Genomic DNA, 23,214 nt, shown 5'->3' with positions numbered 1-23,214 from the left:
CCCCATGCGGAGGCACGGGACGATGGTGACGGCCGGCGCGGTACCGCAGTGCTCCCCCGAGGTCGAGGCCCTGCTCGCTGCGACCGCCGAGCGGCTGCTCGGAGAGCTCGACGAGGTCGCGGACCTGCTGATCGAGCGGGTCGAGCAGGTCATGCCCCACATCAGGTTGGGCGACGAGTTCCACGCGTCGCTCATCTCCGTCGCCCGCAGCAGCGCGCAGCTCCTGTCGACGATGATCCGCAGCTGGACGCCGCCCCAGGTCGTGCCCCCGCCGCACGACGCGCTGATCTGGGCGCGCGGCCTCGTCGGCCGGGGCATCCCGATGGACGACCTGCTGCGGATCTACCGCCTCGGTCAGGCCGCCTACCAGGACCTCTTCTACGCCGACCTCGTCGCCGGCGACCACGACCCGGCGCTCGTCACCGACGCGATGCGCGCGTGCTCCGCGTTCGCGTTCGCCTGGATCGACGCGATCTCCGCGCCGCTGATCGAGGCCTACCAGCAGGAGCGGGACCGTCGCCGCCGTGGGGCCGCTGCGGTGCGGACCGAGGCGATCACCGCGCTGCTGAACGGCGCGCCGGTCGACGTCGACGTGACGAGCGCCCGGCTCGGGTACGACCTGCGTCGCACGCACTGCTGCGTCCTGCTCTGGACCACGGACGAGCGTGCGGCCGACCTGCCGGGCGATCCCGTGGACGATGCGGTGCGCCATGTCGCCGAGGCGCTCGGTGGGCATGGCCGGCCCCTCGTCCACCACGACGGCGTGGACGAGTGCGCCGCCTGGGTCGCCTGCGACGTGGTGCCACCGGACGCGGCCGAGCGCGTCGCGCGGCGGCTGCGCAACGCGCGCTTCCGGGTCGCCCTCAGCGGTGCCGCCCTGGGGGTCGACGGCTTCCGCCTGGCGCACCGCGAGGCCCGCCGGGCCCGGCGGGTTGGGCGGCTCCTGCGGCGTGCGGCCCGCGCGACCGCCTATCACGACGTCGCCGTCGAGGACCTGCTGCTGCGCGACGTCGAGGCGGCCCGGCAGGTCGCCGCATCGATCCTCGGGCCGCTGGCCGCGGGCGACGACGCGTCCCGCCGCCTGCTGGAGACCCTCCGCGTGTACCTGGAGGAAGGGCAGAGCCTCGCGCGCGCCGCGCGGCGTCTCGGGATCCACCAGAACACGATCGCGTATCGGATCCGTCGCGCCGCATCGATCGCCGGGCAGGAGGAGCCGGGAGCGAAGGCGCTCCAGGCGGCCGTCCTGCTCGCGCCGCTGCTCAACGACGAGCCGGTCATCGAGCCTGAAGCACCGCGCCTCGATCCGGGCTGAGCCTCGATCGCGGCACGAGGACCCCGTGGTGGAGCGGCGGCCGTCCGATTCCTCGCCCCGGTGTCGACCTCCGTCTCGGCATCTCCGACGTGGCGGGCAGCGCCGGAGGACTCGCCGGGAGCCGGGGGCTCAGCGCGGCGGCGTCACCCGTACGAGCTTCGAGGCCACGATGGCCTTCCCGCCCGCCGGCGTGTAGCGCACGACGATCCGGACGGTGAACCGGCGACGCCCGAGCGCCAGGGCCGCCAGGCGTCCCTCCGGGGTGCGCCGCAGGACCAGCGAGAGCTTGCGGCTCTTCGTCGGGGCGGGCCGCAGGCGCGCGTAGGCCAGGCGCCGGGGGCCCGGCGTGAGGACGTTGCGGGCGATGTCCCGCGCACGGTTCGAGGCGATCGCGGCGGGACGGGTGGCGATCGCCTCGATCGACCCGGGGCCGGAGACGGTGGCCGCGACGCGGACGACGCGGCCCGCGTGCGACGTGCTCGCCCTGCCGAGAACGAGCGAGCCCGGCCGCACCGACGTGGACGGCAGGGTCCCGGTCGGCGGCGCGGCGTCCGTGGTCGTCGTCGGCGGCTCTTGGCCCGCCACGCGGATCCGGGCGGTCGCGGAGCGCTCGCCGCCCTCGTCGGCGGCTCGCAGCACGACGTCGTAGACGCCGGAGGCGGTGCTCGCCGGCACGGTCACGGTCACCGGCAGGTCGAGGGCACGGAGTCTCCAGGGGACGCGACGGGACCATTCCCGCCGGGGCGGGCAGGCTCCACGGGCGGGATCGCCGCGCACACCCCCGTCTCCCTCGAGCAGGGGCGGGTTCTCCCTCAGGCCACCGGGAGGTGCTCCGGCCCCTGCCGGGCCGCCTCGCCGAGCGGACGCCGGCGTGCGTGGGCGCGCCGCCCGGGGTACCCGCGCGACGTGCCGACGATGCGCGAGCCCTACGGCGACCACGAGGACCAGTTCGGCGAGCTGACGCTCCCCGAAGGCGCGTCCGCGGCGGACCCGGCCCCGGTGGCGGTCCTCCTCCACGGCGGGTTCTGGGTCCGCGAGTACGCGGACCTCGCGCCGACGCGGCCGCTCGCCCGCGACCTCGCGGACCGTGGCTGGGCGGCGTGGAACGTCGAGTACCGGCGCCTCGGAGGGGGCGGCGGCTGGCCGGCGACGGCGACCGACGTCTCGACCGCCGTCGACCACCTGCGAGCGCTGCGGGACCGCGGCGTCCCGCTCGACCTCGACCGGGTCGTGACGGCCGGGCACTCCGCGGGCGGGCACCTGGCGCTGCTCGATGGCGCGCGGGACCCGTCCGACGCGGCGGTGCGGGTGCGGGCGCTCGTCGCGCTGGCGCCGCTGACCGACGTGCGCACCGCGCACGGGCGCGACGCGGAGAGCGCGAGGATCGTCGAGCGGTTCATGGGCGGCACGCCCGCCGCGGACCCCGACGCCTACGCGCGGGCCTCGCCGGTGGAGCGGGTCCCGCTCGGCGTGCCGCAGCTGCTGGTGCACGGCGCGCTCGACGACGCCGTCCCGGCCGCGGTGATCGACGCCTACGTCGCGGCGGCCCGCGACGCCGGTGACGCGGTGACGCTCGAACGTCCGGAGCGCCAGGGCCACTTCGACCTCATCGAGCCCGGGACCGAGGCCTGGTCGACCGCGGTGGCGTGGCTCCACCGGCACCGCTGAGTGGCCACAGCGTCAGTCGCTGCGCCCCAGCGTGCGAGGCGAGACGGCGCCGACGACGCGGCGGGGCCGCGGGCTGCCGAGACCGCCCGGCGCGTTCTGGCGGACGTGCAACGGGACCGGCGGGCCGTCGGCGCGCGTCGGCTCCTGCGGGCGGTCGGGGGTGCGCGTCCCCGGGACGCGCGCATCGGTGCTGCGGATGGGGCGCACGGGCGCCTCCCTCGGGACCCCGGACGGGTCGTCGGGCCGGCGCGCGCCAGGCGGGCGCGCACTCGACTCCCGCGAGGCTACCCCGCCACGCCCTTCTCAACCGTCGGTCCGTGGAGGGCGCTCGCCGCTCGCCGGCGAGGCGGCTCAGTGCGAGACGGCGGGCTGCGGCTGGATCGTGTCCGCCGTCTGGCCGTCCAGCAGCCCGCCGAAGACGCCGCTGATGGCCATCAGCGCGACGATCAGGAGGAGGATCACCCGCGGGCGCGGCAGGGTGAACTCGCTGTGGCTCTGGGTGCTCATGGCCGCCACGCTAGCGCATGATCGAACAATGTGTCCAGAGATCGAACGGCGTGACCGATTCGCGTCGTCCGGTGGCGCGGACGCGACCGCGCGACGGCCCGGGAACGACCGAGGGCCCGCCGGTCGGCGGGCCCTCGTGGCCGTCGTGTCGCGTGCGTCAGGTCCGCGTGAGCGGGCGGTCGTCGCGCGTCGCGCTGCGCTCGCGGTTGGCGAACTCCTCCGCGGCCTGCGCGCCGCCGATGCCGGCGATGTAGGCCTCGCGCTGCTTGGGCAGCATGAACCGGGACTTGAAGAGGCCCCAGAAGGTCCACGGGATCGACGAGTCCTTCGAGATCACCGTCTGGCCGAGCGCGTAGACCCAGGCGATCGAGAGCGGGACGGTCAGCGACCCGATCGACCACTGCAGCCAGGTCGGGATGTCGGCGTTGATCGCCAGGAACACCGGGAAGCCGGTGCCGAACTCGCCGGCCGTCGTGCCGATGATCCCGATCGGCAGGACCCAGAGCCGCATCCAGCCGCGGTCCTTGATGTGGGGCCACACGTGGTGGAGGATCACCGCGATCGTGAAGATCGCCGCGCCGTTCGTGAACGACCAGTAGAACGGGAACTTGTAGAACTCGAGCGGCTGCTGCCCGTAGTACTCGTAGACGCCCATCATGACGCCCGGGTGCTCCATGATCGCGTCGCTCAGGCCGCAGGCGGCGAACATGAGCATGATGCCCTTCATGTTGATGCCGCGCTGGATCACGGACCAGATCCAGTAGGCCTCGAGGCCCATGAACAGGGCGTAGCAGGGCGGGATCAGCAGCGGGACCGGGATCCCGAAGTTCGTGAACGCGGGGCCGTGCAGGTTCTCCGACCAGCGCAGGTGGCCCACGAGGTCGAGCATCGGCTCGCCGAGCGACGTCAGCAGGCCGGCCCCGAGCATGAGCAGCGGCAGGTAGTCGCGGTGCTTGAACGCCGCGCGGATCGCCCACGGCAGGGCGATGACGACGACGAGCAGCCCGGCCCAGAACAGGAAGAACCACGCGTCGAAGTCGCTGGCGACGTTCGGGGACGGGTGGCCGAGCAGTTCCCCGTAGCCCGGGGCTGGCGTGTATCCGGGTTCCATGGACCCTCTTTCCGATCGGTGGACGGTGCCCGACGTGGGTGCAGCCGCGTCGGGCGGGCGTCGTCGCTCGCGGACGCGACGTCCGGTCGCGGCCACCATACATCATGTTCGACGATCGAAACGAGTGTATGAACGCCACGTTTCGGCGCGGCTCCGTGGTCGCCGAGGCGCCCGGCACCGGGCCGGGCACGGGTCTGGCATCGCCGCCGTCAGCGGCGGCGGAACCCGCGGTCCGGCGCGGGGTCCAGCGGGCTGGCCGGCAGCTCGGCCGGCGGCGCCTCGAGGTTGTAGTCCGACGGCGCGATGTCGTTCGGCGCGTCGGGATGCAGCAGCGACGCCAGCAGCTGCGCCTGGCCGCGGCCGACGCCGAGCTCGCCCATCCCGCCGTTGTACATCCGGATGCCCTGTGCCTCGCAGTGGGCGTAGAGCCGGCCGAGCTCGGACAGGCGGCCGACCCGGCAGGGCTTGACGTTCACGATCCCGACCCGGATCGGCGTGGCGTCCAGCGACGCGACGGTCGTGACCGGGGCGTCGTAGGAGACCCGGTCGGCGATCGGCTCCAGCAGCTCGCGCACCGCGGGCAGGTCGTGCGGGTCTTCGAGGACGGCGTCGGGGAACGCCGCGATCGCTCGCTCGTACATCGCCACGAGCGCGTCCTCGTCCTCGACCTCCAGCCCGTACTGGCCCTTGAAGTCGATCGTCGCCACGCCGTCGACCGCGGCGACCGGCGGGCAGGCGACCTTCACCGCGCAGCCGCGGTTGAACCAGCCGTTCGCCCCGGCCGTCGCCTCGGTGCCGATCCACTGCGGAGTCGTGCACTCGCCGAGCGTCCCGTTCGTCAGGGCGGTCGTGCGGACGGTGGGCGTGCCGGCGTCGGGCGGGAACGCGGGCGCCGGGCCGCCGGGCACCGGATCGGGCGCCGGCGTCGTCGGCCCGGGCGTCGTCGGCGCGGGGGCCGTCGGCGTCGTGGGCGTCTCGCAGTCGGCGTCCTTGATCGTGACGGTGCCGTAGTCGCGGCGGCCGCCCTTGCGACGCGTCCGCTTCGTCACGCGCACGCGGGCGAGCTCCGTGCCCTCGCAGACGCCGTCGTCGAGCGCGGTGAACCGCACCGTCGCCACCATCGAGCGGCCGGCGCGGCGGATCTTGAGCTTCGTCAGCGACGGCGAGGTCCGGGCGGTGAAGTCGGCGCCCCGCTTCGCGGTGAGGCCGATCGCGTCGACGACGAACGTGCAGGGCCCGAGGCCGCGCTGGCAGGTGAGCTTCACCCGCAGATCGGTGGGCCGGCCCTCCGTGACCGTCCAGCCGCTGAGCGTCGTCGGTGGGACGTCGGCCGCGGCGGCGGAGGCGGCTGCGGGCAGGCCGGCGGCGACGGTGGCGGCCGCGACGGCGAGGAGGGCGAGACGGGACGGTGGGCGGTGGTGGACATGCGGGGCTCCTGGAGCGGGGTGGGGTGATGGAGCCAGGCTCGCGTCCCCCGCATGAAGCCCCCATGAACGCCCCGCGGGGGTCCCCTCAGACGCGCGCCGCGACGCGGGCCGCCTCCTGCGGCGGGACCCCGAGGGCGAGCAGGCTGCGCTCGGCGAGCTCGCGCCCCGGCTCGGGGCCGACATCGAGCCCGTCGATGATCGCGCGAACGAGGGCGAGCGCTCCGCCGGTGATCGCCACGACGCTCAGCTCGACGGAGCCGACCGTGAAGCGGCCGTGCGCGACGCCGCGCTCGACGGCGCGCCGCGCCGCGGGATGGACGGAGGAGACGAACACGGCGTCACCGGCGCTGAGGTTCACGAGCAGCCGAGCCAGCAGCTCGTCCTCGCGGGCGAGGTCGACGAACCGGCGGATCGCGCGCGCGGCGATCGCCGCGTCGTCGCCGGCCGTGGCCTCATCGCCCTCCGCCAGCGAGGCGGCGAGCGCGCTGAGCGTCTCGCGCGCGACGGCGTCGACGATCTCCTCCTTGCTCGCGAAGTAGTTGTAGAAGGAGCCCAGTGCCACATCGGCACGCTCGGTGATGTCGCTGATGCGCAGGTCGGCCGTGCCGTCCTCGGCGATGAGCGCGGCGGTGGCGTCGAGCAGATTGCGGTACATCCGCTCGCGCTTGCGCGTCCGCCGGCTCGCGGCGTCGGACACGCTGTCTCTACTTCCAACCACGACGCGAATAATGCTAGATTCTCGCGCGGTCGGACAGGTTGTCCGCTCTGCCCGTCCCGCGATCGTCGGGGCCACGCTCGTCGAGATCGGATCCTGCATGTCGTCCCTCCCGCACCCCGTCGTCGCTCCGATCGAGGGCCCCCGGGACGGGGGACGTCGATGACGTGGACGGCCCCGGCGCCTCCGCTGGACCGGGACGCGTACCTGCGCGACGTCGTGCTCAAGCACCGGGTGCAGCAGGTCGGAGCCTGGTGCGGCATCGGCTTCGTCGTCCTGCTGTTCGGAGGCTGGGGCCTCCTGGGCAACTTCATCCCGATGGTGCCGCCGTCCGGCACCCCGGAGGAGGTCGCCCGGATCTACTCCCACCACGCCGATCTGCGGCGCGTCGGGCTGCTGCTCGGCATGGTCGGGATCTTCCTGACGATCCCGTTCTACTTCGCCATCAGCATGCAGATGCGCCGCAGCGAGCCGCGCACGCCGGTGCTGGCGATGCTGCAGTTCGCGTCGGGGATCCTCGTCACCGTCGTGCTCATGATCCCGATGCTGCTCTTCCTCGGGGGGTCCTTCCGCCCGGAGCGCACGCCGGAGCTCACGCAGCTCGTCAACGAGCTCTCCTACCTCATGCTGATCCTGCCCTGGCCGCCGATCATCGGGCAGCTCGTGGCGCTCTCCGTCGCCACGTTCGCCGACCGTCGTCCCCGCCCGGTGTTCCCTCGCTGGTCGGCGTACATGAACCTCTGGATCGCGGTGCTCCTGACGCCGGCGAGCCTCATCGTCTTCTTCGAGAGCGGGCCGTTCGCCTGGAACGGGCTGCTCGGCTTCTGGATCCCCGCCGCGGTGTTCGGCTCGTGGTACCCGGTGATGACGTGGCTCGTCCTTCGTGCCGCCCGCGAGGAGGCCGAGGAGGCTCGCCTGCTCGCGCCGCCCGCCGGCGAGCCGGTCGGCGACGCCGCTCGGGTGCCGGTGGCCGCCGGAGCGCTGCGATGAGCGCGCCGGCCCTCCACCGCGACCGCGACGCCGAGCGCCGGGTCCCCGGCGAGCCGGGGATCTGGCTCGTCGTCATCGGTGACCTCCTGATCTTCGGCGTCCTGTTCGGGATGTTCCTCCACTACCGCGCGGAGCAGCCCGAGCTGTTCGCCGCGTCCCAGCGCGAGCTGACGCCGGCGTTCGGGTTCGTCAACACCCTCGTGCTGCTCGGCAGCTCGCTCGCCGTCGTGGCCGCGGTGAACGCCGTGCGGCTCGGCCGGTCGCTCGCGGCGAGTCGCGCCCTGCTGGTGGCGATGCTCCTCGGCGGGACGTTCGTCGCGCTGAAGGCCGTCGAGTGGACCACGAAGGCCGGCGACGGGCTCGTGCCCGACACGAACGACTTCTTCCAGCAGTACTACGTCTTCACCGGCCTGCACCTGCTCCACGTCCTCGTCGGCCTCACGGCGCTCCTGTTCGCGCGAAGGATCGCCGCCGCCGGCGCCCGACAGCGCCAGGACCGCGCGCTGATCCAGGGCGCCGCGGTCTTCTGGCACCTCGTGGACCTACTCTGGCTGATCCTGTTCCCGCTCGTCTACTTCGTGCACTGATGACGACGTTGCTGCCCCGCCCGGTCCTCGTGATCTGGGCGATCCTCACGCTCGCGACGGCCCTCTCCTGGTGGACGAGCGCCGACAGCGGCCTCGGCGCCCAGGCGGCCGGGGCGACGATCCTCCTGATCTCGTTCGCGAAGGCCTGGCTCGTGGCCGACCACTTCATGGAGCTGCGCCACGCGCCCGGCCGGCTGCGCTGGAGCGTCGCCGCCCTGCTGGCGCTGCTCTGCGCGGCGCTCGTCGCCTGGCTGCTGGCGACCTGAGCCGCGCTCAGGCGCGGTAGAGCGTCGCGTGGATCGCGCCGGCCAGCGCGCGCAATCGGGTGCTGCGCCGCTCGCGCGGCAGCGTCCTCAGGCCCTCGTCGTGCACGGGCTCCAGCGCGAGCACGAGCCAGCGCGACGCGACGTCCGGATCGAGCGCGGGATCGACCCATCCCGCCCGCTGCCCGGCGGCGATGTGGGTCGCCAGGTGCCCGGCGTAGTGGCCCATCATCGCGTTGCCGAGGCCGCGGAGCTCCTCGTCGAACTCCGCGGCGTCGAAGACGGCGGCCATCACGCGGGCGTGGGGGAGGTATCCCTCGACGATCTCGTCGAGGATCCGGTGGAGGTCCGCGACGGCCGGTGCGCGGTCGATCGCCCACCACTCGTCGGCGTCGAGGGCGGTGGCCTGCATCACCTGCTGGGCCCAGTGCAACAGGAGATCGCTCTTGTTGCGGAAGTACGCGTAGAAGAGCGTGCGCGAGAGCCCGGCTTCGTCGATCAGGCGCTGGATGCTCACGCCGCGGAAGGTCGTGCCCTCCTCCAGCAGCGACTCCATCGCGCGCAGGAGGCGCTCGCCCGTCTCGGCGCGCCGGGCGTCGCGTCCGCTGGTCGCGTAGGCGCTCATGTTGCGGCCCGCCGGGCGTACAGCGCGCGGTGCAGGACGCGCGCGAGCTCGGCCACCCGGACGTCGGTCTCGTCGGCGTCGGCGGGCCACAGGTAGAACGGCAGCGCGCGGAACAGCATCCGCGCGATCCAGAACGCGACGTCCGCCGGATCGCCGTCGCTCGCGGCCACGCCGTGATCCTGCGTCCACGCGACGTGCGCGGCGATGTCGGCGGCCACGGCGTCCACGAGGGCGCGGTGGCGCTCGGCGACCGCCGCGTCGTACGTGCGCACCTCGGAGACCGCGGCGAGCTCGGTCGCGTGCGTGCGATGGGCATCGACGATCCGCTCGATGCCGTCGAGCAGCTCCGCCTCCGTGGGGACCGCGCGCCGCGACCAGAGGGGTCGACCCGCGTCGAGCAGCACCGGCTCCAGCACGTCGAGCAGGGCGAGCATCAGGCCCCCCTTGTCGGCGAAGTGGACGTAGAACGTCGAGCGCGAGATGCCGGCCGTGGCGGCGAGGCGCGCCACGGTCAGCGACTCGAGCGATCCGCCCTCGGCGACGTGGTCGGCGATCGCTCGTCGGATCCGGGCGACGAGGTCCTCGCGCGCGGCGTCTCGCGAGGGGTTCGGGACCTTCGTTCGGGCCGGGGCGACCATCGACTCGCATCATGCCAGCGCGTCCCTCTCGTACGGACGATGGGCCGCCTACGACATTCGCCCCTCGTCGTGCCTCGCCACGCGGGTCAGGGGACCCGCGGACACGCTGTCATACCTGAATTACACGGTGTACGAAATACCGGGTAGACAACGTGACCGGACGTTCTGTACTCTCATCCGGCCGGAGCGCCGAGGGCGGCCGGCAGGAGACCACGTGCTGACGCGAACGTCCATGGATGCCCCGGGCTGCGGTGCGCGCGCCGCGGAGGACCGGCGATGAGCCGGCCCGCCGTCGGGCGCGGACTCGCGCTGCCGGGTCCCGAGACCCTCGACGAGCTCGGCGCGATGCTCCGGCTGGCCGGCGTCGCCGTCCGGCGGTCGTTCACCGCGCCCTACTCCTACGTCCCGGAGTTCGTCGACCAGTTCCGGTTCGCGCTGAAGATCGCGATCTTCCCGCTCGTCATCACGTCGTTCGCGCTGTCGTTCGGCCCCGCGGGCATCCAGGCCTCGAACTTCCTCGGCCTCTTCGGCGCGCTGGACCGGATGGGCGGGATCTACGTCCTGATCGTCGTCCGGTTCTTCTCGCCGCTCGTGACCGCGATCGTCGTCGCGGGCGTCGTCGGGACGGCGATGTGCGCGGACCTCGGCGCGCGACGGGTGCGCGAGGAGGTCGACGCGCTGAGCGTCCTGGGCATCGACACGGTGAAGTCGCTCGTGGTGCCGCGGCTGCTGGCGATCGTCGCGATCTGCCTGCTGTTCAACGTCTTCGCGCTGCTGGCCGGCGTGGCCGGCGCCACCCTCGTGGTGGTCCAGAACCACGCGCCGCTGGGCCCGTTCTTCTCGGCCTTCTTCAGCTCCGCGACGACGCTCGAGCTCGCGGCCTCGTTCCTGAAGTGCGCGATCTACGGCGTGATGATCGCCGCGGTCTGCTGCTACAAGGGCATCAACGCCAGCGGCGGCGCCGAGGGGGTCGGTCGCGCGGTGAACCAGGCGGTGGTCGTCGCCTTCCTGATGATCGGGGCGATCGACTACGTCTTCACGCAGATCCTGCTGGCGACGAACCCGCTCCTCTCCGAGGTCCGCTGATGCTGCGCGCGCGGATCCAGGACGGGGTCATCGCCTTCGGCGACGGCACGGCGTTCTTCGGTCGCGTCGTGCACGGCGTCGCGTCCGGCCGGATCCGCCAGTACCTCGGCGAGGTCCTGCGCCAGTCGAGCATCCTCGTCCTCGGCTCGTTCCTCGTGATCATGGGGATGGTCCTGGCCCTCGGCCTCGTCGTGGGCATCCAGGGCTCCTACGCCGCGCGGCAGGTCGGCGCGCCGTCGGTCGCCGGCGCGTTCTCGGCGATCGGGGACCTGCGCGAGATCACGCCGTACGCCTTCGGCTACATGATGTCGGCGAAGGTCTCGACCGGCTTCGTCGCCGAGATCGGGACGATGCGCATCACCGACGAGATCGACGCGCTCGAGGTGATGGGGATCAACTCCGTCCTCTACCTCTGCTCGACGCGGCTGCTGGCGACCTGGCTCGTCCTGCCGTTCCTCTACGCGCTGGCGATCATCGTCGCCTTCGTCGGCTCCTACGTCGCCGTCGTCGTGCAGATCGGGCAGGTGTCGCCCGGCGGCTACTTCGAGCTGTTCTGGAAGTTCCAGTCGCCGCAGGACTACGCGTTCTCCGCGATCAAGGCGATGGCGATGGGGACCTTCGTCGTGCTCGTCGGCGTCTACTACGGCTACCGCGTGCGCGGCGGCCCGGTCGAGGTCGGCACCGCCACCGCGCGGGCGATGATCGTGAACCTCATCGGGGTCCACTTCATCGGCATCGCCGGATCCCAGATCTTCTGGGGCGGAACCCCGCGACTCCCGATCGGCGGATGACGGCCGTGCCCTCCAGCGCCGTCCCCCAGGTCCACGTGGTCCCGCCCGCACCGCGACTCCCGATCGGGGGCTGAGGTGCCGCGCTCCCGCGTCGTGCCCAGCTCCTTCCGCCTGCCGCAGCTCCTCGCGGTCGTCGCCGTGCTCGCCACGGTCGCCGCCGCGGCGCTCTGGCTGACCCGCGACGACGCCTACGTCGTCCGCGCCGAGTTCGAGAACGCGGGGCTCGTCGTCGCCGGTGGCCGGGTGGAGGTCGCCGGCGTCCAGATCGGCCGAATCCGCCAGGTCGATCTCGCGCCCGACGGCAACGCGTCGCTGGAGCTCGCGATCACCGACGACCGCTTCAAGCCGCTGCACCGCGGCACGAAGGCCTCGATTCGCGCCGTCGGCCAGGCGACGATCACGAACCGCTACGTCCAGCTCAGCCCGGCGCCCTCGTCGGCGCCCGCGCTGCCCGACGGCGGGACGATCGGCAGCGAGGACACGTTCGGGATCGTCGACCTCGACCAGGTCCTGAACGCCGTCGATCCCCCGACGCGGCGTCGTCTCCAGCGGCTCATCGGCAACAGTCGCGACGTCTACGCCGGCTCCGGCGCCGAGGTCTTCAACCGCATGCTCGGCGAGCTGGACCCGTCGCTCGCGCGCGTCGGTGGACTGCTGCGCGACCTCGCGTCCGGACGCGAGGAGATCGAGGGCATGATCCGCGCCGGCGCGCGCGTCACCGACGCGCTGCGCGACCGGCGCGACCCCCTGGCGGACGCCACCGAGCGCACGGCGGTCACGATGCGGGCGATCGCCGACCAGGGCGACGCGATGGCGCGCGTCCTGCAACGCGCCCCCGCCGTGCTGCGTCGGGCCGGCGGGACCCTGACCGCGACCGCCGACACGGTGCAGGAGCTGCGTCCGACGCTCCGGGCCGTCGCGCCCTCGCAGCCGGCCTTCCGTCGGGCGCTGCGCGCCATCCCGCCGGCGCTGGACGGCGGGGACCCCGCGCTCGCGCGGCTCAACGCGCTGATCCCGCCGTTGCGCACGGCCCTCGACGCGCTGCCGGCGCTGCGCCGACCGACCGTCGACGCGCTCGCCTCGACGCAGCGGGCGCTCGACGGCGCGATGCCGATCCTCGAGGGCCTGCGCTACTACAGCTCGGACATCGTCCTCGGCGTCGTCAACGGCCTGCTCGGGATCTCGTCGGGCCCGTACAACCGCTACGGGCACTACTTCAAGGTCGAGTTCATGCAGAGCCCGCAGACCGCGATCGGCGGCGTGCTCTCGCAGGTCGTCCCGGCGCTCACCTCGGTCAGCGGCATCGTCCCGGGCGTCCTCAACACGCAGATCGACCAGCGCCGGCGCTGCCCCGGGTCGAACGCCCCGCCGGCGCCCGACGGCTCCAACCCGTGGTACCCGAAGGCGGGCATCTGCGACCCGACGCAGAGCATGTCCGGGCTCGTGAACTCGCCGACGGCGATCTGCCGCACGGCCAGCGACTGCGTCGGTGACCGGCGCTCGCTGAAGCCGGACCCGACGGGCCTCGAGGACCTCGAGCGGGCGAGGAGGGGGGACCGGTGATCGGACGACGCCTCATCGCCGTCGTGCTCGTCGTCGCCCTCGCGCTGGCGGCCGTCGCCCTCGCGACGGCTGGTGGCGGCGACCGGGCGTATCGGTTCACCGCGGTGTTCGACACCGCGCGCGGCATGGTCCCCGGCCAGCTCGTGAAGATCGCGGGCACGAGGGTCGGCACCGTGGAGCGGGTCGCCCTGACCGAGGGCAACAAGGCGCGCCTGACGCTCGACATCGAGCAGCGGTTCGCGCCGCTGCGCGACGACGCTCGCTGTCGGATCCTCCCCGAGGGACTCGTCAGCGAGTACTACGTCGAGTGCGACCCGGGGACTCCCGGCCGGGCGCCGCTCGTCGCGCGCGACGGGCGCGACCCCGAGCTGCCGCTCTCGCGGACCGCCGTCTCCGTGACGCTCCAGCAGGTCATCGACACGTTCTCGCTGCCCGTCTCGCAGCGCATCCGGGTGCTCGTCAACGAACTCGGACTGGCGACGAGCGGCCGCGGCGAGGACCTCAACGCGCTGCTCCGCCGGGCCAACCCGGCGCTCGGGCGGGCGCAGGACGCCCTGGAGGTCGTGCGGCAGCAGCGAGCGAGGATCGCCGACGCCACGCGCGACACCGATCAGGTGCTGGCGCGCCTGGACGCCCGTCGCGGTGACCTCCGGGCGTTCGTCCACGAGGCCGCGACCCTCACGCGCACGACCGACGCGCGCCGCGGCGACATCGCCGCGACGATCCGGTCCCTGCCGCCGCTGCTGCGGCAGGTCGATGGGTCCCTGCGGGACCTCGACACGGCCTCCACCGCGCTGACGCCGACGGCGCGCGCGCTGCGCCGCTCGATGCCGGTCCTTCGCCGCGCCAACGCCGTGATCCCGTCGTTCGCCGAGCCCGGGGTGCGCGCGCTGCGGGCGCTGCGTCGTCCGTCGGCGGCCGGGCGAGGCGCGATCCCGGTCCTCCAGCCGGTCGTGAACCAGCTCGACGAGCTGGGGCGCAGGCTCGGACCGACGGCGGCGCTCGGCCGCGAGTTCCTCGTGTCGTTGCGCGACTCCGGCGGCATCGAGCACCTCAACGACTTCCTCTACGGCTTCACGCAGCTCGTGGCGGCCTACGACGGGGTCTCCCACCAGGTGAACTTCGCCGCGAAGGTCCAGGCGAAGTGCCTCCTCAACGAGCAGGAGCCGGGCTGCGACCACCGGTTCAACAGCCCGGGCCGGGGCCGGATCCCGGTCAACGACCCGTCGTCCCCGCCTGACCTGCCCGGCCGCCCGGGCCGGCCTCGGGCGAACGCTCCGCAGCGCACGCCCGCGCCCGCCGCGGTCGGCGCCGATGACCTGCCGCGGACCACGCGGCAGCAGCTCAAGACGCTCCTGGACGGGGTGCTGAAGTGATCCGCAGGCAGCGCACCCGACACGGGAACCCGGCGCGGTTCGACCGCTGGATCGGCGCGGCCGGCGCGCTCGTCGCCGGCGTGTTCCTCTACGTCTCGTTCGTGGCGAACAACGGCGTTCCGGGCACCCCGTCGTACGAGGTCTCCGTCGACGTGCCGAACGCGAACCGGATGATCCCCGGGAACCAGGTCCGGATCGGCGGCGTCCGCGTCGGGCAGGTGACGCGCGTCGAGGCGATCCCCGCCGGCGACGGCGCCGACGCCCGACCGGCGTCGCGCCTGCGCCTGCGCCTCAGCACCGACCTGCGCCCCTTGCGCGGCGACACCCGGGTCCGGATCCGTCCCGCGTCCGTTCTCGGCGCGACGTACGTGGAGCTGACGCCCGGGCGTGCCGGCCGCGCGCTCCCGGAGGGCGCGGTCCTGCCGGTGGCGCAGGCACGCGACGGCGTGGAGCTCACCGACCTCCTCGACATGTTCGATCGCCGGACCTCGCAGGGCATCCAGACGACCCTCTCGGAGGTCGGCGGCGGCCTGGCGGGCCGCGGCTCCGGGCTCGGCCGCAGCATCACGAACCTCGAGCGGCTGGCGGACCCGGTCCGCCGGCTCTCGCGCACGCTGGCCGCCGACCGCACGCAGCTCGGGCCGCTGATCGCCGGGTACCAGGCGACGCTCGAGGCGGTGGCCCGGGCCGGCGCCGAGCTCGACGGGCTCGTCGGCGACGGGGCGACGACCTTCGGCGCGCTGAACGCGAGCAGCACCGGCCTGCGCGAGACGTTCCGTCGCGCCCCCGGCGCCGCGACCGCCGCCACCGGAGCGCTGGCGAGCCTCCGCCCGGCGCTGCGCGACCTCACGACCCTCTCGGCCGACCTGCGTCCGGCGGCGCGACGGCTGCCGGGCACGCTCTCGATCCTGAACGCGACGCTCACCGCCGGCCGTCCGGCCGCGCGGAAGGTCGCGACGCTCGACACGCCCCTGACGACGACGTTCTCGCGGCTGCGCGGCCTCGCCGCGCGCCCGTCGACCGAGGGCGCGCTGCGCAAGGGCGGCGAGCTCTCGACCGTCGCCGAGCAGATCCTCGAGGTCCTCACCCCGGCGCAGACCCAGTGCAACCTCCTGAGCGTCTGGGGCGAGAACCTCTACACGGCGTTCGGCACGATGGGCAGCGAGCAGGGGGCGACCTACGGCCCGCTCCTCATCTCGCAGCTCGGCACGAACATCGGCGAGACGGTCCAGAACGCGGTACCGCACCGCGATCTGCACGTGAACTACCTGCCGAACGTCGGCCGGGACGAGTGCGAGGCCGGCAACGAGCCCTTCACCCCGGGCCGCCGCTCGCTGTCCAACCCGCCGGGCCTGCAGGCTGACAGCACCGTGCCGACGACGCCGCCGGCCGGCGTGCAGCGCCTCGCCCGCGAGGCCGGGCTCCTCGACACGCCCCCCGGGGGCTGATGACCATGGCGCTCCTGCGCAAGACGCACGCCCCGGGCGGGCCCCGCGGACACCGGCGCGAGCTCGTCGGGGCTCTCGTCGGCGTCCTCGCCATCACCGCCGTCCTCCTCGTCGCGTTCGGCAAGAACCAGCTGCGTCCGGGCGAGACCCGGATCCAGGCGGTCTTCGCGGACGCGAACCAGCTCAAGCCCGGTAGCACCGTCCGGATCGCGGGCCTCGACATCGGCCGGGTCACCGGCGTGCACCTCGACGGCGATCGACGGGCGCTCGTCGACATGAGCCTGCGGCGCAACGCCCCGGGCATCCGCGCCGACGCCCGGTTCACCATCCGCCCGCGGCTGGCCTTCGAGGGCAACTTCTACGTCGACGTCGACCCGGGCGAGCGCGGGCCCCTGATCGGCGAGGGGACGACGATCCCGCTGCGTCAGACCGCCGGACCCGTGCAGATCGATGAGGTCGTCTCCGAGCTCACGACCCCCGTCCGCGAAGGCGCGAAGAACGCCGTCGGCGAGCTCGGCGCGGCGCTCGGGGCGAGCGGCGGAGCGGCCTCCGGCGCGGCCGGCCTGCGGCGGGCCTCCCGCGCGTTCGCCGAGGCGCTGCCCGACGTCCGGCGCGTCTCCTCCGCCCTGCGCGGCGAGCGGCAGGGCGACCTCGTCGGCGCGATCCGCGGTGCTCGCGAGCTGCTCGGCGAGCTCGGCGAGGACCAGCGCTCGCTCGCGGATCTCGTCACGAACTACGACCGCGTCTTCGCCGTGACCGCGGAACAGCAGTCGCAGATCGCCGGGAGCCTGCGGGGGCTCGATCGCGTCCTGGCGAGCGCCCCGAGCTCGCTGGCGGCGATCGACGGGCTGCTGCCGCCGCTGCGCGCGACCGGCGCCGCGCTGCGGCCCGTCCTCCGGGTGCTGCCGCGGGCGTCGGACTCCTTCCGCCTCGCGGTCCAGCAGTACGCGCGCCTGGGCGACCAGAGCGAGCTCCCGGGACTCGCGCGCGAGCTCGACCGTCCGGTGCGGGAGCTGCCCGAGCTCGAGCGGCGGATCGCCTTCGCCGTGCCGCTCGTGACCCCCGTCGCGGGGTGCGTGACGGAGAAGGTCCTGCCGGTCCTGAACGACAAGATCGTCGACGGGCCGCACACGACCGACCAGCCGATCTGGCAGGAGTTCCTGCACATGGGCGCGAGTCTCACCGGCGCCTCGTCGGACTTCGACGCGAACGGCACGACGATCCGCGCGGGTCTCGGCACGGCGGAGGACGTCGTCCTCCACGACCTGCCCGGGATCGGGAAGGTCTACACGCAGCTGACGCAGGGCGTCACGGGGATCAGCCCGAAGTGGCTCGGGTTCGGCGTGAAGCCGCCGAAGCGGCCCGACCAGCCGTGCGTCGAGCAGCAGCGGGTCGACCTGCGCGACCGCGCGCACGACCGGCCGATGACCGTGAAGGAGCAGTTCGGCGCCGAGGCGCGGGTCGTTCCCGCGCCCAGGCAGACGACGGAGACCCAGGAGCGACTTCGTGAGGAGCTCGGCGCGCTGCGCTCGAAGCTCGCCCGGTCGCTCGGCGAGGAGGACCGGCGATGACCGGCGGACGCGGCGCCTGGAAGCGCTACCTCCCCGTGGTGCTCCTGCTCGCGGTCGCAGGCGTGATCGGCGCCGGCGCGGTGCTCGTGAAGCAGCGCCTGCCCCTGCCGTTCCGCGAGACCTACGACGTCCGCGCACAGCTCCCGGCGGCCGACGGCGTCGCTCCGGGCCTCGGCCAAGCGGTGAACGTCGCGGGCGTGCGCGTCGGATCGATCAGCGACGCGCGGATCGTCCGGGACGTCGCCGAGGTGACGCTGCGGATCGATCGCGGCAAGCTCGCTCGCGTCTACCGGGACGCGCGGGTCGACCTGCGGCCGATCACGCCGCTGAAGGACATGGAGATGGACCTCCAGCCCGGGACGCGTGCCGCGGGCGTCCTGCCCGACGACGGCGTCGTCCCGGCGTCGCGCACCTCGTCGCCGACCGAGCTGGCGACGCTGCTCTCCCAGCTGGACGCCGACACGCGGACGTTCCTCGCCGGACTGCTGCGCGGCGTCGGCGACGGCCTGCGCGGCCGGTCCAGCGACCTGCGCTCGATCCTCCTGGCCCTCGGGCCGACGGCGCGCCAGGTCGGTGAGATCTCGCGGTCGGTCGCTGCACGCGACCGCGAGCTGACGCGCCTCGTGTCGAACGTCGCCTCCGTGACGAAGGCCGCCTCCGCCGACGGCGACCTGGCGGCCGTCGTCGCGACCGCGAACCGCACGCTCGCCGCGGTCGCCGGCGAGGATCGCGCGCTGCGCGGCACGCTCGCGACGCTCCCGGCCGCGCTGGGCTCCGCCGACCGCGCGCTCTCCACGACGCGGACGCTCGCCGGCGTCCTGACCCCGACGCTCCGCGAGGCGGTTCCGGCCCTGCGCCCGTTCCCGGGCACCCTCCGCGAGCTCACGGCGTTCACCGACCAGTTCCGCACGACGCTCGATCGCGACCTGCGCCCGCTCGTGCGGGACCTGCGGCCGATCGCCCGGCGAGCCGCGCCGGCGGTCACGTCGCTCACCGGCGCGATGCCGGACCTCTCCCGGATCCTCCAGGTCGTGAACTACGCGGCCAACGAGGTCGCCTACAACCCGCCGGGCAAGGACGAGGGGATGCTCTACTGGATCGCCTGGTTCATCCACAACTGGAACTCGACCGCGGGCAACGGTGACGCCCACGGCGGCAACCTTCGCGCCCGGCTCTCCCTCAGCTGCTCGAGCCTCACCGAGATCCCCGATCTCGCACCCCTGTTCCGGCTCCTCACCGGCGCCAACAGCATCTGCCCGACCTGATGATCACGCGCGTCCCCGGCATCCGGCAGCTGTTGCTGCCGCTCGGCTTCACCCTCCTCTGCGTCGTGCTCGCGATCGGCGTCTGGCAGGCGTTCGGCGGGCGCACGCCGCTGCAGGCGGAGGGCTACCGATTCACCGTTCGGATCCCCCAGGCGGAGTCGCTGTTCCAGAACACGCCGGTGCTCACGTCCGGCGTGGAGGTCGGGCGGATCGTCCGCGTGACCCAGCGCGGTCGCGGCGCGGAGCTCGAGATCGAGCTCGACGCGCGCTTCGCGCCGGTTCGTCGCGGCGCCCGCGTGATGGCGCGCACGAAGACCCTGCTCGGCGAGGGCTACCTCGAGCTCAGCCCGGGACCGCGCGCGGCGGCGCCGGTGCCGGAAGGAGGTGCCCTGCCCGCGTCGCGCGCGACGCCGACGCAGCGCCTCGACGACGTCCTCGCGACGTTCGACCCGACCACGCGATCGCAGTTCCGCGCGCTGATGGACGGCACGTCGCGGGCCTTCGACGGCCGCGCCCAGGACCTGAACGACGCGCTCGGGCGACTGCCGGGCGCGACGGCCGACCTCGGGACGCTCGTCGACGCGCTCGTCGCGCAGGAGGAGCCGCTGGAGCGGTTCATCGCCGGGGGCGCCGAGCTGCTCGGCGCGCTCGGGCAGCGTCAGGCGGCGCTCACCGGCGCGATCGCGCAGTCCCGGCGCGTGCTGCGGGTCACCGCCGACCGTCGGGCGGGGCTCCGGTCGACGATCGACGCCCTGCCGCCGTTCCTCACGAGCCTCCGGTCGGCGTCGGCGTCGATCCAGGAAGCCTCGCCCGACGTCCGTCGCGCCGTGGCGGCGCTCCGGCCCACCGCCGCCGCGCTCCCACCGGCCCTCGCAGCGGTCGATCGAAACGCTCCGCGGTTCCGGCGCACGTTCGAGCTGCTGCCGGGGACCGTCGACGCGGTGCGCGGTGCGCTTCCGACCATCGACGCGATCACCGACGCCGCCGGGCCCGCGCTCGAGCCGGTCCACCTCGCGATTCGTCAGCTCCTGCCGGCCGCACGGCTTGCCGCGGGCTCGCGGCGGGACATCGTCGGCGCGATCGCGAACTCCAGCAACATCGCCAACGGCCGGATCATCGGCCAGGACGGGCAGTACAACGGCGTCGCCGCCGGGTGGCTCACCGTCTGGAACGAGATCGTGGGCGGCTGGACGAAGAAGCTGCCGTCGAACCGGCCCAACCCGTACTTCGCTCCCGGCGGCTCGGGGAAGATCGCCCAGGGTGGTCTCGAGGCCTACGACTGCCGGCACACCGGCAACCCGGCGATCCTGCCGGCGATCGGCGAGCCGCCGCCGTGCAAGACCCAGCGGCCCTGGGCACTGAACGGCCGCACCCTGTCCTATCCGCGCCTCCTGCTCGACCCGCCGTAGGCGCTCGATCCCACGACCGGCGCCGCGTGCGGGAAGATCGGTGTCCGTCCCGGAGCCGCCATGCATCCTCATCCCCGCACGCCTCGACCAGCGCGCCGCCGATCACGCGGGGCCGCGGCGCTCCTCGCGACCCTCGCCGCCCTGCTCGTCGTGCCGGCGGCCGCCGGGGCCACGACGGTCGAGGGCGGGTGCCCGGCGACGCCGACGGGGGACCTGCTGAAGCGCTCGCCGGCCGCGCTGGGGTTCGACGAGCCGGCGCTGGACCGGGCCCTCGACGGCGTCGCGGAGGAGTTCGGCGGCTCGTTCACCGTCGCGCGGCACGGGTGCCTCGCGGCGACGCGCTACACCGACCGCGCCGAGACGCCGTGGGAGTCGTTCTCGACGGCGAAGTCGGTGACCTCGATCGCCGTGGGGCGAGCGATCCGGCTCGGGCTGCTGTCGCTCGACGACCGGGTCGGCGGGCTGCTGCCGGAGGCCGACGCCGCGCACGGCGACCTGACGCTGCGCCAGCTGCTGAACCAGGTCTCGGGCCTGCACTTCAACTGGGTCCGCGACTACCTCTACGTCAACGACGACCACGTCCGCAACGCGCTGACGCTGCCGGTCGAGTTCGCGCCCGGCACGCGCTACGAGTACATGGAGGTCGTCGTGTCGCTCGTCGCGGAGATGGTGAGCCGGGCCGCCGGCGCGTCGTTCGCGACGTTCCTGCAGCGCGAGGTCCTGGACCGGATCGGGATTCCCGACGCCGAGGTGACGCTCACGCGCGACCGCACCGGGCGCGCCGCCGGTTACTGGGGCGTGCAGACGCCCGAGCGCAACTGGGTGCGCCTGGGGCAGCTCATGCTCCAGCGCGGGGCCTGGAACGGCGTGCAGCTCCTGGACCCCGAGTGGATGGCGGAGGTGCCGGCCGGCACCGCGATCAACCCCGCGTACTCGATGTTCTTCTGGACGAACCGCGGCGACCGCCAGATCATCGACACGCAGCTCTACCGCACGTTCTACGAGCACCCGATGGCCCCCTACGCCCCGCGCGACGCGTACGCGTTCATGGGGATCGGCGGCCAGGTCGTGTGGGTCGTGCCGAGCCTCGACCTCGTCGTCACCCGGCACGGGCCGTACGTCGACTTCGACGCCGTCGTCAACCGCCTGCTCCACGGCGTCCTGACGTCGATCCGGCGCCCCGCGCCGGTCGCCTCCGCCGCCGCGCTGCCGTGGGAGAGCGCCGCCGAGGGCGCCGAGCACGAAGGCGGGCTGGAGGGCGGGATCCTCGGGCACGCGCTCCTGGACCCCGGCACGATCCTCGCCGGCCCTCAGGTCCTCGGCACGCCGCTGCCGCCCGCCGGTCCGCGTCGCGGGCGCGCCCTGCAGGTCGCCGAGCGCGACGCGACGATCGGGCCCGACGACCGGGTGCCGCTGACCGTGCGCTGCCCGCCACGCGGGCAGCTGCCGTGCCGCGGCACGGTCGCCGTCGCCCGACCGGGCGCGCCCGCGGGCGCGGCGAGCACCGTCGAGCTCGCGCGCGGGACGAGCGCCGTGGTCCGCCTCGCGGTCCCGCGCGACCTCCTCCGCGCCGCCGTGGCCGGCGACACGATCGGCGTCGTGGCGACGGTCGGCGCGACGACCCGCGACGACGCGGCCGGCATCCCGACGGCGATCCCCGTCCGGCTCCACCCGCCCGCCGGGCGGCTCGTCGTGCGCGTCACGCCGCGGACCGTCCCCGTCGGCCGTGCCACCCGGGTCCGCGTGACGGTCCGCAGCCGCCGCGGGAGCGTCAGCGCGCCGGTCGGGGCGACGGTCGTCCTCGGTGGTCGGCGCGTGCGGACGAGCGCGGCCGGGCGCGCGCGGATCGCGGTCCGTCCGACGCGGGCCGGGCGCCTGCGCGTCTCCGTCACCGCACCCGGGCACCCGCGCGGCGGCGCGGTCGTCGTCGCGCGCCGCTAGCGGTCCCCGAGCAGGGCGATCAGCCGCTCGACGGCCGGCGTCGCCGGTCCGGCGCGGTGGATCGCCAGCAGGGGCAGCGTCACGTCGCCGGCCAGCTCGACGGCCGCGGTCCCCGGCGGCGGCGACCACCCGGCGGGGACGATCGCGACGAGGTCGTCCCCGTCGAGCTCGACGAGGTCCGCGCCGCCCGTGACCGCGGTCTCGGCGGGGGTCACCCGCGCGCCGGCCGCCGCGCAGAGGGCGACGAGCAGGTCGGTGTAGGGCGTGCCCGGGGCGCTCCAGGTGCGCAGCCGCAGGCCGTCCAGCGCGGCGAGCTCGACCGGCTCCTCGTGCGCCGCGAGGGGACTCGTCGCGGGCACGAGCAGCGCCGCCGGCGTCGGGGCCAGCGATGTCGCCCGCAGCCCTTCCTCGCGGCGGATCGTCCGGGCGAGGACGACGTCGACGCGTCGCTCCGCCAGGAAGGTCGCGATCTCGCGCGGGCGCAGCTCCCGCAGGGCAACCGACAGCTCGGGCGCGGCCTCGCGCAGGCGCCGGGTCGCGTCTCGACGCGTGGCCGGCCCGACCGCGCCGGTCACCCCGATCGCGATCTCGCCCGCCAGCCCGGCACCGTGCTCGCGTGCGCGGGCGAAGGCCGCGTCGGCGGCGTCGACGATCCCCTGCGCGTCGGCGCGCAGCGCCTCGCCCGCCGCGGTCAGGCGGACCTCGCGCGTCGTGCGCTCCAGCAGGTCCACGCCGAGCTCGCGCTCGAGCTGGGCGACGGCCTTCGAGACCGCCGGCTGCGCGAGGAACAGCCGCTCGGCGGCGCGGGTGAAGTGCAGCTCGTCGGCGACGGCGAGGAAGACGCGGAGGTGACGCAGCTCGGGCATGACGCGATTCCGGGTGGGTCTTTCCGTTCGGCGCGCCGGGGGCGCACCATCACAT

The 23,214-nt window shown here is 74.3% G+C and carries 23 protein-coding genes; 14 read left to right on the top strand and 9 right to left on the bottom strand.

The window, feature by feature from the left end:
* Window positions 1-4 precede the first annotated feature (4 nt).
* Window positions 5-1,312 carry a PucR family transcriptional regulator gene (locus SK069_RS16875; protein WP_319955422.1) on the top strand — a complete coding sequence of 436 codons (1,308 nt, stop codon included), beginning with the start codon at window positions 5-7 and terminating at the stop codon, window positions 1,310-1,312.
* Window positions 1,313-1,441: 129 nt separating this feature from the next.
* Here SK069_RS16875 and SK069_RS16870 read toward each other — a convergent pair whose 3' ends face one another.
* Window positions 1,442-1,999 carry a hypothetical protein gene (locus SK069_RS16870; RefSeq protein ID WP_319955421.1) on the bottom strand — a complete coding sequence of 186 codons (558 nt, stop codon included), beginning with the start codon at window positions 1,997-1,999 and terminating at the stop codon, window positions 1,442-1,444.
* Window positions 2,000-2,227: 228 nt separating this feature from the next.
* On the opposite strand from SK069_RS16870, the gene SK069_RS16865 reads away from it, so the two are divergent.
* The gene (locus tag SK069_RS16865) at window positions 2,228-2,980 is read left to right on the top strand and encodes an alpha/beta hydrolase family protein (protein WP_319955420.1); all 753 of its coding nucleotides are present in this window, start codon (window positions 2,228-2,230) and stop codon (window positions 2,978-2,980) included.
* Window positions 2,981-2,992: 12 nt separating this feature from the next.
* Here the strand turns inward: SK069_RS16865 and SK069_RS16860 are convergent, their stop codons facing one another.
* The 5 genes from SK069_RS16860 to SK069_RS16840 all read right to left on the bottom strand — a co-directional run bounded on the left by SK069_RS16860 (window position 2,993) and on the right by SK069_RS16840 (window position 6,722).
* Entirely contained in the window at window positions 2,993-3,187 is a 195-nt protein-coding gene (locus tag SK069_RS16860) for a hypothetical protein (protein ID WP_319955419.1), read from the bottom strand.
* Window positions 3,188-3,331: 144 nt separating this feature from the next.
* Window positions 3,332-3,487, bottom strand: a complete 156-nt coding sequence (locus tag SK069_RS16855; RefSeq protein WP_319955418.1) for a hypothetical protein — start codon at window positions 3,485-3,487, stop codon at window positions 3,332-3,334.
* 157 nt (window positions 3,488-3,644) lie between these two features.
* Window positions 3,645-4,598 (bottom strand): hypothetical protein, encoded by a 954-nt coding sequence (locus SK069_RS16850; RefSeq protein ID WP_319955417.1) that lies wholly within the window; start codon window positions 4,596-4,598, stop codon window positions 3,645-3,647.
* 209 nt (window positions 4,599-4,807) lie between these two features.
* A complete protein-coding gene (locus SK069_RS16845) occupies window positions 4,808-5,863 on the bottom strand; it encodes a hypothetical protein (RefSeq protein ID WP_319955416.1) in 1,056 nt (351 codons plus the stop codon).
* Between the two features lie 247 nt (window positions 5,864-6,110).
* Window positions 6,111-6,722 carry a TetR/AcrR family transcriptional regulator gene (locus tag SK069_RS16840; protein WP_319955415.1) on the bottom strand — a complete coding sequence of 204 codons (612 nt, stop codon included), beginning with the start codon at window positions 6,720-6,722 and terminating at the stop codon, window positions 6,111-6,113.
* Between the two features lie 180 nt (window positions 6,723-6,902).
* Between SK069_RS16840 and SK069_RS16835 the strand changes: the two genes are divergently transcribed.
* From SK069_RS16835 to SK069_RS16825, 3 genes are read left to right on the top strand one after another with little or no spacing between them, the layout of a single operon-like run.
* Window positions 6,903-7,730: a hypothetical protein gene (locus SK069_RS16835; protein WP_319955414.1), complete on the top strand. Its 828-nt coding sequence runs from the start codon at window positions 6,903-6,905 to the stop codon at window positions 7,728-7,730.
* Window positions 7,727-8,317 carry a cytochrome c oxidase subunit 3 gene (locus tag SK069_RS16830; protein WP_319955413.1) on the top strand — a complete coding sequence of 197 codons (591 nt, stop codon included), beginning with the start codon at window positions 7,727-7,729 and terminating at the stop codon, window positions 8,315-8,317. The genes SK069_RS16835 and SK069_RS16830 overlap by 4 nt, the downstream gene beginning before the upstream one ends.
* Window positions 8,317-8,583, top strand: coding sequence for a cytochrome C oxidase subunit IV family protein (locus SK069_RS16825; RefSeq protein WP_319955412.1), 267 nt, complete (start codon window positions 8,317-8,319; stop codon window positions 8,581-8,583). Before SK069_RS16830 ends, SK069_RS16825 begins: the two co-directional genes overlap by 1 nt.
* A 7-nt stretch (window positions 8,584-8,590) precedes the next feature.
* Here SK069_RS16825 and SK069_RS16820 read toward each other — a convergent pair whose 3' ends face one another.
* On the bottom strand, window positions 8,591-9,205 hold the full coding sequence (locus SK069_RS16820; RefSeq protein WP_319955411.1) for a TetR/AcrR family transcriptional regulator: 615 nt from the start codon (window positions 9,203-9,205) through the stop codon (window positions 8,591-8,593).
* Window positions 9,202-9,843 (bottom strand): TetR/AcrR family transcriptional regulator, encoded by a 642-nt coding sequence (locus SK069_RS16815; RefSeq protein WP_319955410.1) that lies wholly within the window; start codon window positions 9,841-9,843, stop codon window positions 9,202-9,204. The genes SK069_RS16820 and SK069_RS16815 overlap by 4 nt, the downstream gene beginning before the upstream one ends.
* A 276-nt stretch (window positions 9,844-10,119) precedes the next feature.
* Here SK069_RS16815 and SK069_RS16810 point away from each other — a divergent pair, with 276 nt between their 5' ends.
* From SK069_RS16810 to SK069_RS16770, 9 genes are all read left to right on the top strand, one after another.
* A complete protein-coding gene (locus tag SK069_RS16810; RefSeq protein WP_319955409.1) occupies window positions 10,120-10,929 on the top strand; it encodes an MlaE family ABC transporter permease in 810 nt (269 codons plus the stop codon).
* A complete protein-coding gene (locus SK069_RS16805; protein ID WP_319955408.1) occupies window positions 10,929-11,720 on the top strand; it encodes an MlaE family ABC transporter permease in 792 nt (263 codons plus the stop codon). The genes SK069_RS16810 and SK069_RS16805 overlap by 1 nt, the downstream gene beginning before the upstream one ends.
* 93 nt (window positions 11,721-11,813) lie before the next feature.
* Window positions 11,814-13,283 (top strand): MlaD family protein, encoded by a 1,470-nt coding sequence (locus SK069_RS16800; protein WP_319955407.1) that lies wholly within the window; start codon window positions 11,814-11,816, stop codon window positions 13,281-13,283.
* Window positions 13,280-14,659: an MlaD family protein gene (locus tag SK069_RS16795; protein WP_319955406.1), complete on the top strand. Its 1,380-nt coding sequence runs from the start codon at window positions 13,280-13,282 to the stop codon at window positions 14,657-14,659. Before SK069_RS16800 ends, SK069_RS16795 begins: the two co-directional genes overlap by 4 nt.
* Entirely contained in the window at window positions 14,656-16,107 is a 1,452-nt protein-coding gene (locus SK069_RS16790) for an MlaD family protein (protein ID WP_319955405.1), read from the top strand. Before SK069_RS16795 ends, SK069_RS16790 begins: the two co-directional genes overlap by 4 nt.
* A gap of 5 nt (window positions 16,108-16,112) precedes the next feature.
* A complete protein-coding gene (locus SK069_RS16785) occupies window positions 16,113-17,678 on the top strand; it encodes an MlaD family protein (RefSeq protein WP_319955404.1) in 1,566 nt (521 codons plus the stop codon).
* Window positions 17,675-18,943, top strand: coding sequence for an MlaD family protein (locus SK069_RS16780; protein ID WP_319955403.1), 1,269 nt, complete (start codon window positions 17,675-17,677; stop codon window positions 18,941-18,943). The genes SK069_RS16785 and SK069_RS16780 overlap by 4 nt, the downstream gene beginning before the upstream one ends.
* Window positions 18,943-20,352, top strand: a complete 1,410-nt coding sequence (locus SK069_RS16775; protein WP_319955402.1) for an MlaD family protein — start codon at window positions 18,943-18,945, stop codon at window positions 20,350-20,352. Before SK069_RS16780 ends, SK069_RS16775 begins: the two co-directional genes overlap by 1 nt.
* Before the next feature lie 60 nt (window positions 20,353-20,412).
* Window positions 20,413-22,293, top strand: a complete 1,881-nt coding sequence (locus SK069_RS16770) for a serine hydrolase (RefSeq protein ID WP_319955401.1) — start codon at window positions 20,413-20,415, stop codon at window positions 22,291-22,293.
* Here SK069_RS16770 and SK069_RS16765 read toward each other — a convergent pair.
* The gene (locus SK069_RS16765; RefSeq protein ID WP_319955400.1) at window positions 22,290-23,159 is read right to left on the bottom strand and encodes a LysR family transcriptional regulator; all 870 of its coding nucleotides are present in this window, start codon (window positions 23,157-23,159) and stop codon (window positions 22,290-22,292) included. The two genes, SK069_RS16770 and SK069_RS16765, sit on opposite strands and share 4 nt — an antisense overlap.
* Window positions 23,160-23,214: the final 55 nt, after the last annotated feature.

Origin of the sequence: Patulibacter brassicae (assembly GCF_033949425.1) — a bacterium.
Lineage (GTDB): Bacteria > Actinomycetota > Thermoleophilia > Solirubrobacterales > Solirubrobacteraceae > Patulibacter > Patulibacter brassicae.
Note: the sequence above shows the minus strand (reverse complement) of the source record. Positions and strands in the feature narration are given on the sequence as shown.

Excerpts from the sequence above, each read along its gene's own strand:
- SK069_RS16820 (WP_319955411.1), bottom strand. The coding sequence starts at position 9,205 with ATGAGCGCCTACGCGACCAGCGGACGCGACGCCCGGCGCGCCGAGACG.
- SK069_RS16775 (WP_319955402.1), top strand. The coding sequence starts at position 18,943 with ATGATCACGCGCGTCCCCGGCATCCGGCAGCTGTTGCTGCCGCTCGGC.
- SK069_RS16850 (WP_319955417.1), bottom strand. The coding sequence starts at position 4,598 with ATGGAACCCGGATACACGCCAGCCCCGGGCTACGGGGAACTGCTCGGC.
- SK069_RS16830 (WP_319955413.1), top strand. The coding sequence starts at position 7,727 with ATGAGCGCGCCGGCCCTCCACCGCGACCGCGACGCCGAGCGCCGGGTC.
- SK069_RS16835 (WP_319955414.1), top strand. The coding sequence starts at position 6,903 with ATGACGTGGACGGCCCCGGCGCCTCCGCTGGACCGGGACGCGTACCTG.
- SK069_RS16815 (WP_319955410.1), bottom strand. The coding sequence starts at position 9,843 with ATGGTCGCCCCGGCCCGAACGAAGGTCCCGAACCCCTCGCGAGACGCC.
- SK069_RS16805 (WP_319955408.1), top strand. The coding sequence starts at position 10,929 with ATGCTGCGCGCGCGGATCCAGGACGGGGTCATCGCCTTCGGCGACGGC.
- SK069_RS16810 (WP_319955409.1), top strand. The coding sequence starts at position 10,120 with ATGAGCCGGCCCGCCGTCGGGCGCGGACTCGCGCTGCCGGGTCCCGAG.
- SK069_RS16855 (WP_319955418.1), bottom strand. The coding sequence starts at position 3,487 with ATGAGCACCCAGAGCCACAGCGAGTTCACCCTGCCGCGCCCGCGGGTG.
- SK069_RS16825 (WP_319955412.1), top strand. The coding sequence starts at position 8,317 with ATGACGACGTTGCTGCCCCGCCCGGTCCTCGTGATCTGGGCGATCCTC.
- SK069_RS16780 (WP_319955403.1), top strand. The coding sequence starts at position 17,675 with ATGACCGGCGGACGCGGCGCCTGGAAGCGCTACCTCCCCGTGGTGCTC.
- SK069_RS16785 (WP_319955404.1), top strand. The coding sequence starts at position 16,113 with ATGGCGCTCCTGCGCAAGACGCACGCCCCGGGCGGGCCCCGCGGACAC.
- SK069_RS16875 (WP_319955422.1), top strand. The coding sequence starts at position 5 with ATGCGGAGGCACGGGACGATGGTGACGGCCGGCGCGGTACCGCAGTGC.
- SK069_RS16765 (WP_319955400.1), bottom strand. The coding sequence starts at position 23,159 with ATGCCCGAGCTGCGTCACCTCCGCGTCTTCCTCGCCGTCGCCGACGAG.
- SK069_RS16770 (WP_319955401.1), top strand. The coding sequence starts at position 20,413 with ATGCATCCTCATCCCCGCACGCCTCGACCAGCGCGCCGCCGATCACGC.
- SK069_RS16865 (WP_319955420.1), top strand. The coding sequence starts at position 2,228 with ATGCGCGAGCCCTACGGCGACCACGAGGACCAGTTCGGCGAGCTGACG.